Annotated in this window: 10 protein-coding genes; 4 read left to right on the top strand and 6 right to left on the bottom strand. The window is 75.9% G+C overall.

Annotated features, from left to right (window positions below):
• The first annotated feature begins 218 nt into the window (after positions 1 to 218).
• The 3 genes from ACIQF6_RS17205 to ACIQF6_RS17215 all read left to right on the top strand — a co-directional run bounded on the left by ACIQF6_RS17205 (position 219) and on the right by ACIQF6_RS17215 (position 4,901).
• On the top strand, positions 219 to 1,961 hold the full coding sequence (locus ACIQF6_RS17205; RefSeq protein ID WP_400895487.1) for an ATP-binding cassette domain-containing protein: 1,743 nt from the start codon (positions 219 to 221) through the stop codon (positions 1,959 to 1,961).
• A gap of 366 nt (positions 1,962 to 2,327) precedes the next feature.
• Positions 2,328 to 4,187: an ATP-binding cassette domain-containing protein gene (locus ACIQF6_RS17210; RefSeq protein ID WP_400895490.1), complete on the top strand. Its 1,860-nt coding sequence runs from the start codon at positions 2,328 to 2,330 to the stop codon at positions 4,185 to 4,187.
• A gap of 51 nt (positions 4,188 to 4,238) precedes the next feature.
• Positions 4,239 to 4,901, top strand: coding sequence for a LuxR C-terminal-related transcriptional regulator (locus tag ACIQF6_RS17215; RefSeq protein WP_400895493.1), 663 nt, complete (start codon positions 4,239 to 4,241; stop codon positions 4,899 to 4,901).
• 396 nt (positions 4,902 to 5,297) lie between these two features.
• Here the strand turns inward: ACIQF6_RS17215 and ACIQF6_RS17220 are convergent, their stop codons facing one another.
• The 3 genes from ACIQF6_RS17220 to ACIQF6_RS17230 are packed head-to-tail and all read right to left on the bottom strand — an operon-like array spanning position 5,298 to position 8,705.
• Positions 5,298 to 6,533 (bottom strand): sensor histidine kinase, encoded by a 1,236-nt coding sequence (locus tag ACIQF6_RS17220; RefSeq protein ID WP_400895495.1) that lies wholly within the window; start codon positions 6,531 to 6,533, stop codon positions 5,298 to 5,300.
• A 43-nt stretch (positions 6,534 to 6,576) separates the two neighbouring features.
• Positions 6,577 to 7,953, bottom strand: coding sequence for an FtsX-like permease family protein (locus ACIQF6_RS17225; RefSeq protein WP_400895498.1), 1,377 nt, complete (start codon positions 7,951 to 7,953; stop codon positions 6,577 to 6,579).
• Positions 7,950 to 8,705: an ABC transporter ATP-binding protein gene (locus ACIQF6_RS17230; RefSeq protein ID WP_400895500.1), complete on the bottom strand. Its 756-nt coding sequence runs from the start codon at positions 8,703 to 8,705 to the stop codon at positions 7,950 to 7,952. Before ACIQF6_RS17230 ends, ACIQF6_RS17225 begins: the two co-directional genes overlap by 4 nt.
• 245 nt (positions 8,706 to 8,950) lie before the next feature.
• Between ACIQF6_RS17230 and ACIQF6_RS17235 the strand changes: the two genes are divergently transcribed.
• Positions 8,951 to 9,265, top strand: coding sequence for a hypothetical protein (locus ACIQF6_RS17235; RefSeq protein ID WP_400895503.1), 315 nt, complete (start codon positions 8,951 to 8,953; stop codon positions 9,263 to 9,265).
• A 64-nt stretch (positions 9,266 to 9,329) separates the two neighbouring features.
• Here ACIQF6_RS17235 and ACIQF6_RS17240 read toward each other — a convergent pair whose 3' ends face one another.
• The 3 genes from ACIQF6_RS17240 to ACIQF6_RS17250 all read right to left on the bottom strand — a co-directional run bounded on the left by ACIQF6_RS17240 (position 9,330) and on the right by ACIQF6_RS17250 (position 11,753).
• Positions 9,330 to 10,370, bottom strand: coding sequence for a polysaccharide deacetylase family protein (locus ACIQF6_RS17240; RefSeq protein ID WP_400895505.1), 1,041 nt, complete (start codon positions 10,368 to 10,370; stop codon positions 9,330 to 9,332).
• 201 nt (positions 10,371 to 10,571) lie between these two features.
• Positions 10,572 to 11,240, bottom strand: a complete 669-nt coding sequence (locus tag ACIQF6_RS17245; RefSeq protein WP_400895507.1) for a peptidylprolyl isomerase — start codon at positions 11,238 to 11,240, stop codon at positions 10,572 to 10,574.
• 42 nt (positions 11,241 to 11,282) lie between these two features.
• Entirely contained in the window at positions 11,283 to 11,753 is a 471-nt protein-coding gene (locus tag ACIQF6_RS17250) for a hypothetical protein (RefSeq protein WP_400895510.1), read from the bottom strand.
• Positions 11,754 to 11,901: the final 148 nt, after the last annotated feature.

The raw sequence follows: 11,901 nt of genomic DNA on the forward strand, positions 1-11,901 counted from the left end.
CGTCCGGCGGGGTGTTCCGCCCCCTGGGCGTCGTGAACTCCACCCACCGCCCGTCGCCCCCGGGGGGGGGGGCCGCCCCCCCCCGGCCGGCCCCCCCCCCCCCCCCCCCCCGGCTCCGCATGTCCGGCTCCGCATGTCCCGCACCGCACGTTCGGCACCGCGTCTTCAGCACCGTGCCTCCAGCACCGCTCCTTCGTCGCGCACCCCCGGGAGCCCCCGTGCCCACCGCCCCGACCGCCCCCGCTCCCGTCCTCGCCCCCTCCCCCGCATCCGCTCCCGTGCTGCGGCCTGTGCTGGCGTTGAAGCGGTGGTGGACCGCCGCGCTGGCCCTGTCCGTCACCGCCGGCACCGCCTGCACCCTGCTGCTGCCCGGCGCGCTCGCCCGGGCAATCGACCGGACCTTGGCCGGCGCCGGGCCGTCGGCCTCAACTCCACTGCTGGTCCTGGTCGTTGTCGCTGCGGCGGCCGAGGCCGGCTCCCAGTACGCCGCACCCGGCGGCGCGGCGGCGGTGGGCGCCGCACTGCGTTCGGCACTGGTTCGGCGGATCGGCGCGGCCGGGCCGGCCGTGACGGTACCCGGGACGGCCGGCGCGCCGACGGCCGGTGATCTGGCGGCGCGGCTGACCGGCAGTGCCCCGCAGGCCGCGCTGGCCGGTGCGGCCGTGGTGCACACCGTCTCCCAACTGGTCACCGCGGCGGGCGCGGTGACGGGTCTGTTCCTGCTCTCGCCCCGTCCCGCGCTGGCGTTCCTGCTGGCCGCACCGGCGGGCTGGCTGCTGATCCGCCGTCAGGTGCGCCGCACCGCCGGACACGGCGAGGCCTACCAGGTCGCCCAGTCCGAAATCGCCTCCCGGCTGGTGGAGGCGCTGCGCGGCAGCGCGTCGATCGCCGCGGCCGACGCGCGTTCCACCGAACTCGCCCGGGTGCTGCGCCCGCTGCCCGAGCTGGCCCGGCACGGCCACGCCCTGTGGCGCAGTCAGCGCGAAACCGCCTGGAAGGTCGGCCTGTTGGCGCCCGCCACCCAGGTCGCCGTGCTGGCCGCGGCCGGCGCGGACCTCGCCGCCGGGCGCCTGACCCCCGGAGGTCTGGCCGCGGCGATGGCCTACGCCACGGTCGGCCTGGGCGGCTTCGGCGCGGCCCAGAGCCTGCTGGACCTGGCCCGGGCCCGGGCCGCCGCCGCCCGGCTGGCCGAACTCAGGACCGTCCCGGCCACCCCTCCCGGCACCGCCGAACTTCCGCCCGGCGACGGCCGGTTGGACTTCCACCGGGTGGTGGTCCGGTCCGGCTCCGGCCTGCTGCTGGACCACCTGGACCTGACCGTCCCGGCCGGTGCCTGGGTCGCGGTGGTCGGCGCGGACGACGCCGCGACCTCCGCGGTCGCCGCCCTCGCCGCCGGTCTGCTGCGCCCCGGACGGGGCACGGTGCGGCTCGACGACGCGGACCTCGCCGCCGTCCGCCCGCAGCACCTGCGGGCGGCCGTCGCCGTGGCGTTCGCCGATCCGGTGCTGTACGGCGAGAGCATGGCGGACGCCCTGTCCCTCGGCCGACCTGCCGTCCCCGAGGCCGAGTTGGTGGCCGCCGCCCGTGCCGTGGGGGCGGACGCCTTCCTGCGCCGCCTGCCCGCCGGCTACCGCACTCCGCCGTCCGACGCCCCGCTCTCCGGTGGCGAGCGCCAGCGGGTCGGCCTTGCCCGGGCGCTGTCCCGGGACGCCCGGCTGCTCGTCCTCGACCACGCCACCGCCGGTCTCGACCCGGCCGCCGAAGCGACCGTCCTCGCCGCCCTGCGCACCCACGCCGCCCACCGCACCCGCCTCTGTCCGACCCGTAGCGCCGCCCTCGCCGCCCACGCCGACCTCGTCGCCTGGCTCGACCACGGCCGCCTGCGCGCCCTCGCCCCGCACCGAACCCTGTGGTCCTCCCCCACCTACCGCGCGCTCTTCACCACCGACCCCGTCCGATGAGACCCGTGTCGCCGCAGGTCACACCATCGGACAACCCACCGGGCCGACGCCGCAACCCGATCGCGCCCGCCCGACGCCCGCACTCCTGCACCACGCGGCGCCCATCGCCCCACGCCGACGACGAAGCCTGCGCACCCTCCGCACACCCGCCCTGACGAACCCCCCTCCCCTGCCCACCACCGACCCGACAGGGCCCACGCCATGACGCCACCCGACCACACCCACCCGCTCGCCGGTCCCCTCCCCGAACGCCGCCCAGCCGACGACCGAATCCCGCGCACCCCTCACCCTGACGAACCGCCACCACCCACTCGCCCGCCCCACGCCAACTCCCCGACCCACCACCAACCCGACGGGGCCCACCCCATGACGCCACCCGACCGCCCACACCCTCTCGCCGATCCCCTCCCCGGCCACGGACCACCTCCGGGCGCCACCCCGCCCGACCGGCCCCCCGCCCCGACGCCACGTCAACCCGCTGCCCCTCCGCCGCCCCGCCCGTCTCCACTCCCCTCCCGCCCCGGCCCCGCGCTGCTGCGCGTCTCGCTCGCCGGCAGCCTGCCGGAGCTCGGGAAGCTGGCCGGCTGGACGGTGCTCTCCGCCGCGCCCGCCGCGCTCTCCGGGAAGGCGCTCGCGCTCGCCGTCGATCGCGGCTTCCTCGCCCGTCAACCCACCACCGGACTGGCCTGGTTGGCGCTCTTCGCCACCGCCGCGGCGGTCTCCGCCTGGGGTGCCCGCAACGCCTACCGCCCGCTCGCCCGGATCGTCGAACCCGCCCGGGACCGCCTGCTGCGGGCGACGGCGGACGGTGCGCTGCGGCAGACGGCGGCCACCCGGCCCGATCCGGACACCGCGGCCGTCGCGGTCGCCCGGATCACCCGCCAGGTCGAGGCGGTGCGCGACAGCCTGGCCGGTCAGCTGCTGCTGGTGTCGCACCTCGTTCTCACGCTCGCCGCCGTCGTGGTCGGCATCGCCGCCCTCGCACCTGCCGCGCTCGTCCCGGTCTGCGCGCCCCTGCTCCTGTCCGTCGCCGCGTTCGCCACCCTCACGCCCCGGATGGCCCGCCGCCAGCGCGAGCTGTTCGCCACCGAGGAGGAACTCACCGCCTCCGCTCTGCGCACCATGACGGCCCTGCGCGACCTGACCGTCTGCGGGGCGGAGCAGCGGGCGGTCGACCGGGTGTTGGCGGACGTCGCCGCGAACGAGGGGGCCGGGCGGGCGCTGGCCCGACTGGCCGCCGCCCGGCACCTGTTGGTCGCGCTGGGAGTCCACGGCCCGCTCGCGGTGCTGACCCTGACCGCCCCGACCCTGCTCCACCACGGCCTGAGCCCGGGCGCCCTGCTCGGCGCGCTCGCCTACCTGCTGGGCACCCTCGAACCGGCGCTGCGGCTGCTGGTCCAGGGCCTCGGACCGTCCTGGCTGCGGATGTCCGTCGCCGCCGAACGCCTCGCCACCACCGCCACCGCCACCGCCCCGCCGGCGGCACCCGCGGCCACCACCACCCCCGCCGCCCTGCCGGAGGCACCCCCCGCCGCACCCCCGCCCCCGGTCCGCCGGCGGTCCCGCCGACCGGCCCTCGAACTGCGCGGTGTCGACTTCTCCTGGGGGCGGGAGGCCCAACCGGTGCTGTGCGAGCTCCACTTGACGCTCCGGGACGGCGAGAGTCTCGCCGTGGTGGGGCCGTCCGGCGCCGGCAAGTCCACGCTCGGCGCACTCGCGGCGGGGCTGCTCCACCCGGACCGCGGCCGTGTCCTGCTCTCGGGGCTGCCCGTCGACCGCCTCTCCCCCGCCGCGCTCGCGGCGCTGCGGGTGCTGCTCCCGCAGGAGCCGTACGTCTTCACCGGCACCCTCGCCGAGAACCTCCGCTGGCCGGACCCGGCCCTGCCGACCGGCCGGCTCCAGCATGCCCTTCGCGCTCTCGGCGCGCACTCCCTGACGGACCGTCATGGCGGCCTCGACGGCCAGGTCGGCCCTGCCGTCCTCTCCCCGGGCGAACGTCAACTCGTCGCCCTGGTCCGCGCCTACCTCAGCCCGGCCCCGCTCACCATCCTCGACGAGGCGACCAGCCATCTCGACGCCACCACCGAACTCCGCATCGACCAGGCCTTCCGCACCCGCCCGGGCGCCCTGCTCACCATCACCCACCACCCGTCCCAGGCCGCCCGCGCCGACCGCGTCCTCCATCTCGACACCGCCGCCTGGTCCCTGACCCACCACGCCCGTTGACCCGGCCACCGGCTGTGCTCCCGGCGCGGGGCGGTGCGCCACAATGAGCGGATGACGGACGATCGACTGCGGGTGGTGCTGGCCGAGGACTCGGCGGTGCTGCGGGACGGCCTGACGGAGCTGCTGACGGTACGCGGCCTGGAGGTGGCGGCGGCGGTCGCCACCGGCGAGGACCTGCTCGCGGCGGTCGCCGAGCACCGGCCGCAGGTGGCGGTGGTGGACGTCCGGATGCCGCCGACGCACACCGACGAGGGGGTGCGGGCGGCGCTGAAGATCCGGCAGTCCTGGCCGGAGGTCGGGGTGCTGGTGTTCTCCCAGCACCTGGAGACCGGCTGGGTGGCCCGCCTGCTGGCGGACGGCGCGGCCGGCCTCGGCTACCTGCTGAAGGAACGCGTGGCCCGCACCTCGGAGTTCGTCGACGCCCTGCACCGGGTGGCGTCGGGCGGCACGGCGCTCGACCCGGAGGTCGTCACCCACCTGATGCGGGCCCGCCGCCGCAGCGCGGTCGACGAGCTGACGCCCCGTGAGCGCGAGGTCCTGGCCCTGATGGCCGAGGGCCGCTCCAACCGTGCGGTCGCCGAGCGGCTGTCGGTGACCGAGCGGGCGGTGGAGAAGCACATCGCCTCGGTCTTCACCAAGTTCGACCTGCACGCCTCCCCCGCCGACAACCGGCGGGTCCTGGCGGTGCTGGCCTACCTCGCCGAGGGCTACTGACGGATCGCCGGCTCGCGGTTCCCGAGCCTCGACGTGGCGATGTCGCGGATGCGCCGGGTGCGTCCGAACGCCTGCTGACAGCGCTGAGAGCGGGCGTACCGCACGTGCTCGTCCGAATCCGAGTCCGGATCGGCCTCCGTCACCGCCGCCCACTCGTTCACTGTCACCGTTCCAGGTCGGCCTCCGCCGTGAGGCCGTGAGGCCGTGAGGCCGTGAGGCCGTGAGGCCGTGAGGCCGTGAGGCCGTCAGGCCGCCAGGCCGCCAGGCCGTCAGGCCGCCAGGCCGCCAGGCCGCCAGGCCGTCAGGCCGTCAGGCCGTGAACACACTGCACGGCGGGGCAGCGGCGCTCGTCGATTTCTCCTGCGCGACCGGGCCGCCCGGTAGCCGCCTCGGCGTTCACAGCCGGAGCGGCAGTTCCGCCGTGACGTCGGTCGGACCGCCCGGCGGGCTGCTGATCCGCAGGGTGCCGTCGACGGCGGCGAGGCGTTCGGCGAGGCCGTGCAGGCCGTGGCCGGGGGCCGTGCTCGCGCCGCCGTGGCCGTCGTCGTGGACGGTGAGGCGGATCCGGGTGGCGGTGGTGGTGACGGTGAGTCGGGCGGCGGTCGCTGCGCTGTGCTTGCTGATGTTGGTGAGCAGCTCGGCGGCGCAGTACCAGAGCGTCCGTTCGACGGCTTCGTCCGGGCGGGCGGGCGGCTCACCGGGCAGTCCTTCGAGGCGGACGGCGACGGGGACGGCGCAGCCGGCGGCGAGGGCGGGCAGGGCTTCGGTGAGGCCGCCGTCCAGGCCGGTGGGGCGCAACCCCTGGGTGAGGGCGCGGAGTTCGGCGATGGTGTCGTCGGTCTGGGTGCGGGCGCGGTCGAGCAGGGTGCGCAGACGGGGGTCGGTGCGGGTCCCGTCGGCGAGCGTGTCGTCGGCGAGCGAGAGGGTGATGGCGAGGGCGACCAGCCGGGCCTGGGTGCCGTCGTGGAGGTCGCGTTCGAGGCGGCGCAGCCGGGTCTCGGCGGCGGTGAGCAGGGTGTGCCGGGCCGCTTCGAGGTCGTGGACGCGCTGTTGGGTGCGGGCCGGTCCGAGCAGGTGGCGGGCGAGCCGGCGGTTGGCGTCGGCGGCGAGGCGGAGCAGCGGCGGGGTGAGGGCGAGCAGGGCGAGTCCGAGCAGGGGTGCTGCGGCGTCGAGCGCGGTCGCGGGGTGCGGGCCGGGTTCCAGCAGGCGCAGCCAGAGCGGGAATCCGATCAGCCATCCGCAGGCCGGTGGCAGCAGGACGGCGGCGAAGCCGAGTACGCCGAGGGGCAGGCGCAGCAGCAGGTAGCCGAGGGTGCGCCAGGCGACGGTGTCGGTGAGCGCGGCTCCGATCCGGGCGACGAGGCCGTCGGGCCGGGCGGCGGGGCCGGGTGCGGGGACGGCCTCGTCGAGCAGGCGGGCCGTCAACCAGCGGTGTGGTGTGCCGAGTTGACGGGCTCCGGCGAGTGCGAGGGCGGTGACGGGGAGTCCGACGACCGTCAGTGAGAGCAGGACCCCGGCGTACAGGGCGGCGAGCGTGTACGCCCCGCCGAGTACGGCCACGGGCAGCCCGAGCACCAGGAATCCGACCTCCCGGGGCCGCACCGTCCACCACGTCCGCGCCTGCCCGCTCATGGCCGACCTCCCTCTCCCGTACCGGCGATCATGTTCTCGCGTCTCAGTCCTGTGCGCCGCCCGCCACTTCGGCCGGGGGCCGCCGCATCGCGACCGTCGCGGCGGCGAGCATCGCGGGGACGGTGAGCAGCGTGGCGGCGGCGGCGATGCGGGCGCAGGTCGCGGCGGGGACGGTCGGCACGGGGCTTCCGGTGGCGGCCAGGCTGAAGGCGACGGTGGTGACGGCGGTGACGGCGCCGCCGAGAAGCAGGCCGACGGCGGCGGTGAGGGCGGCTTCCAGCGTCACGACGCGCAGGACGTCCGCGCGGGTCGCGCCGAGCAGGCGCAGCAGGGCGAATTCGCGGCGGCGTTCGCCGGTGAGTGCGACCAGGGTGGTGACGGTGGCGATGGCGCCGAACGCGCCGAGCAGGCCGAGTTCGGCCTGCCGCAGCCAGGTGTCGGTGGCGGAGGTGGCGCCCTCGGGCGGGCCGGCGGCGGCGTGCAGGGCGGTGCCGGTCATGGTCGCCATGGTGGCGGTCAGGCCGGTGAGCAGGGCGATCGGGACTGCGGCGGAGGCCAGTCGGCGGGCGTATCCGCGCAGGTTGGCGTCGGCCTGCCAGCCGGCGACGGGCAGCAGGGCGCGCAGCGCGCGGCCGAGCGGGACGGTCGCCAGCGGTACGAGCAGCGGGCCGGCCAGGGCGACGGCGACCAGCAGCACGAGGGTGCCGAGCAGGGTGGCCTGCGCGGCCTTGTCGACCTCGGCGGCCGGCCGGGTCGCGGCGAGGCGCACCAGCAGTGCTCCGCCGGCGAGCGCGGCGACCGCGGCGAGCAGGCGGGCGACACCGGGCCTGCGGTCGGGGCCGGAGCTGTCGGCGAGCGCGGCGGCGGGGGTGGGCGCGGTGACCTGACGGGCGATCAGGGTGGCGGCGAGGGTGGCGACCAGCAGCGTGACGGCGGTGGCGACCGCGGCGGCGGGGAGCAGGCCGCCGATCCGGGCGTGCGGGGCGGCCATCGCCCGGTGCTGGAGCGCGACGAGGGCGGACCGGGCGGCGGCGGCGCCGAGCAGCGCGCCGGGGGCGGCGACCAGTAGTACGGTCAACGCTGCCTGTCGGCGCAGCAGTTGGCGGATCTGTCGGGGTGTGGCGGCGACGGTGCGCAGCAGGGCGAGGTCGCGGTACTGGTGGCGCAGGGCGAAGCCGAGGGTGTTCAGCGCGACGAAGAACGCCACCAGGACGGTGATCTCCCCGAACGCTCCCACGATCAGCCCCAGCCCGGGCCCCCGTATCTCCCTGCGTTCCGCGGCCGGCACCCCGTGCTCGGCCCCCAGCAGCGCGCCGAGTGCGGTGACGGTGGCGACGGCGAGCAGCAGTGCGACCGCGAGGCCGGCGAACCCGGCGGGCCTGCGCCGGAGTTGGGCCCGGGCGAGCATGGCGGCCATCATGCCTCGACCCCTGTCCGGGCGAGCGCGTCGGCGACCTGACGGACCGTCGGGCGGTGGAGTTCGTCGACGAGGCGTCCGTCGGTGAGCAGCAGGACGCGGTCGGCGTGGGCGGCGGCCGCGGGGTCGTGGGTGACCATGACGCAGGTGGTGCCGTCGTGGTCGACGCCGTCGCGGAGCAGGCGCAGGACCTGGGTGCCGGTGGTGCGGTCGAGGGCGCCGGTGGGCTCGTCGGCGAACAGGACGCGGGGGCGGGAGACCAGGGCGCGGGCGATGGCGACCCGTTGTTGCTGGCCGCCGGAGAGTTGGGCCGGGCGGTGGTGTTCGCGGCCGGTCAGCCCGACCCGGGCGAGGGCTTCGCGGACGGCGGAGCGGGCGGGCCGGTGGCCGGCCATCCGGCCGGGGAGTTCGACGTTCTGGGCGGCCGTCATGCCGGGCATCAGGTTGAACGCCTGGAAGACGAAGCCGACTTCCTCCCGGCGCAGCCGGGCGAGCCGCCGTTCGGGCAGGGCGTGGATCGCGGTGGGGCCCCACCAGACCTGTCCGCGGTCGGGCCGGTCCATGCCGGCCAGGCAGTGCAGCAGGGTGGTCTTGCCGGAGCCGGACGGCCCCATCACGGCGGTGAACGTCCCGCGCCGGAACTCCACCGTCACCCCGCGCAGGACGGGGGTGTCGCGGCCGGCGCGCCGGTAGCTGCGGTACAGCCCGTCGCCTCGGGCGGCGAGCTCCGTTTCGGTACTCGTGGCGCTGTTCATGCCTCCATCGTGCGACGCGGGCGCCTGCGGTTTCGCCCGTGCCAGCACCCGTTCCCGGGGTTCGGGAAACCGCACCCCGGGGAGCGTCCCGTCGCGGAGCGGATCGACGGCCGTCGGAGGTATTGGCGTACGCCGTCGGGGCGAGTGGGCTGACGCGGCGTCCGGCCCGGGGGCCGGGAGAGGGGCTGGATACCTGTGAGAGTGTCGCCCCCGATGGGTGACGCCACGACAGAGAGGACGCCTCCGTGCGGCGATTCCTGACTTCCCTGGCCCTCACCGGCGCCACCGCGCTGCTGCCGGTGGCCGGTCTGCTGGCTGCCGCGCCTGCGGCCCATGCCTCGGCCCAGGACTGCGTCTCCAAGGCCGAGCAGGCGGGCGTTCCGGCGTCCCTCGCGCAGCAGGCGTGTTCGCTCGCCGCAGACGGCAACATCGACGAGTGCACCGAGCTTCTCGGCAACGAGCTGCCCCCGTCGGTCGCGCAGGCGCTCTGTTTCGCAGCGGCCGGGCTCGTCGCCAAGCCCGACCAGCAGGAGGACGGGCCCGACCCGGACGAGGACTGATCTGCCCGCTCCGCCCCGCCGCCCGGACGCGACCCGGGTGCGGGGCGGAGTTCCTGACGAGCCGTCAGGTCGGCAGCGCGTCCACCCGGGCGAAGGTGTAGCCGCGGTCGAGCAGGCCCTCGATCACGCCGGGGAGGGCGTCGGCGGTCTGGGAGCGGTCGCCGCCGCCGTCGTGCATGAGGATCAGCGAGCCGGGGCGGGTCTGTTCGAGGACGGCCCGGGTGATCGCGTCGGCGCCGGGTCGCGCCCAGTCGGACGGTTCGACGTCCCACAGCACCACGGTGGTCTCGCCCTCGGTGAGCCAGCGCAGCACGTCGGGGGTGCGCGAGCCGTACGGGGGGCGGAACATCCGCGGGCCGTCCGAGCCCACGGCCTTGGCGATCGCCTCGTCGGTGCGCTCCAGTTGGGCGAGCACCTCGCCCCGGCTCAGGTCGGGCAGGTACGGGTGGGACCAGGAGTGGTTGGCGATCTGGTGGCCGGCGGCGGCCATCCGTTCGAGTTCGGCGCGGTGCGCGAGGGCGTGCAGGCCGACGCAGAAGAACGTCGCGGGGACGGCGTACCGGTCGAGGACGTCGAGGATGCGCCCGGTGTACGGCGGGTTGGGGCCGTCGTCGAAGGTGAGCGCGACCACGGGGCGTTCGCGCTGGCCGGAGAACAGGCAGCGGCCGGAGCGGCGCATGAAGTCCAGGGCGGGGACGCTGGCGTCGATGTCGGCGATCATCTGCGCGGAGCGGCCACCGAGGGTGCCGGTCTCGACGCTCAGTCGGACCACCGCGTCGGGGTCGCGGAGTGCGACGGCGGCCAGTTCCTCGGCCGCGACGGAGCCGAACGCGGGGCGCTGCGGCAGCACCCACGGGTCGGCGCGGTACAGGGTCAGGCCGGCGCTCATCAGGCCGCCGTCGAGCATGCCGTTGGTGGAGTCGATCACCGTCAGCAGGCTCTCCCCGGTGTCGGCGAACTCCCTTTGCAGGCCGAGCAGGTGCTCGGTGAGGGCGCGGATCCGGCCGGCCGCGAACCGGGCGGGCGGGGCGGCGGGGCGGCCGTCCTCGTCGAGCACGGCGACCTCGAAGCCGGTGCCGGTCCAGGCAATTCCCGAATAACGCATCGCGCCCCTCGCCGCCGGTCGCGGCCGGGCGGCCGCGAGAGTGGTCGGGAGCCTCGCGGAGTCGCTGACGAAGCGTCAACCCTTGTGTACGGAAATGGAATTGATGGCGTAGCGCGGCCTGTTTCGGCGGCCCGTCGGCACGGTGCCGCCCGGCGCGGTGGCGGCCCGCAGCTCCGCGCCGGGCGGGCCGCCGCGGCCGGGTCAGTGGCCGGAGATGGTGACCTTGCGGAAGTCGACCGGCAGGTTCGGGTAGCCGTCGCCGGGGGCGTTCTGGTCGTCCTCGCCGCCGGCGGCGATCTTCTGCAGCACGTCGAGTCCGCCGGTGATCCGGCCGAACGGGGTGTAGTTGGGCAGCAGCTTGGTGTCCTTCCAGACGATGAAGAACTGGCTGCCGTTGGTGTTCGGGCCCGCGTTGGCCATCGCGACGGTTCCGGCGGGGTAGGTCGCCCCGTCGAGGTTCTCGTCGGGGAAGGAGTAGCCGGGGCCGCCGCTGCCGGTGCCGGTCGGGTCGCCGCACTGCAGGACGTACAGGCGCTGGGTGGTGAGGCGGTGGCAGTGGGTGCGGTCGTAGTAGCTGTGCTCGGCGAGGAAGCGGAACGAGAACGTGGTGCACGGGGCCTTGTCGGTGAGCGCCTGGAAGGTGATCGCCCCCTGGGTGGTGCGCAGGGTGGCGCTGTACGGCTTGGCCGCCTTCTTCGCGTCGAAGACCGGGATGCCCTTGAAGTTGTCCGCCGGCACGGCGGGCGAGTACACGCATCCGGTGCCCGCGGCGGGCGCGGCGGCGGCCGGTTCGGCGGCCACCGCGGTGGTGGACAGGGCGAGCGGCAGGGTGGACAGGGCGGTGAGCAGCGCCCAGGACTTGCGCTTCATCTGGCGGCCTTCCCAACGGAGTTGATCGCCCATCGGCATTGCTCAGGGCTTGATCAGGGACCTGCCATACCTGCCCACTCGGGCCCCACCCACACCCCGCACCGCACCCGTCGCACCCTTGCCGTCCCCTTGCGACAGCGGTCGGCGCCTCCAGGCGGAGAACTCGGCGGTGGCCTGGTTCCCGCTGCCGCCGGCCGGCTGCGGGACGTAGAACATCAGGTCGGTGCCGGTCGAGTCGTAGCTGTGGGAACCGAGGTACGGGTTGTCCCGGTGCACCTGGATGATCCGGCCGTTCAGGACGGGGCTGGCGCGGTTCTCGGCGAAGAACCGGGCGATGCCCTCGGTGCCGGTGGCGAACCCGCTCGACCCGGAGGCCCGGCTTCCCTGCTGCTGGTCGTAGATGCGGGCCGGCGGCCGGCTGGTCCAGATGCCGTGCGAGAGCGACCGGTTCTCGCGGGTGAGGGTGCAGCCGGTCCAGTTGTTCAGCCTGACGACCGTACTGCGAGTGCCCACGCGCACTCGATCCGGATCGGCTTCCCGCCGAGCGTCCGGGCCTGCTGGCGCCCGGGCCGGCCCTCGTCGACGACTGGCGGCATTCCGCCGGGGATCGCCGGTCGATTCGCTCCCCCGGTCACAACGCCGAGGGCCCCGAACGCTGTTG

It is taken from the genome of Kitasatospora sp. NPDC092948, assembly GCF_044754805.1.
Lineage (GTDB): Bacteria > Actinomycetota > Actinomycetes > Streptomycetales > Streptomycetaceae > Kitasatospora.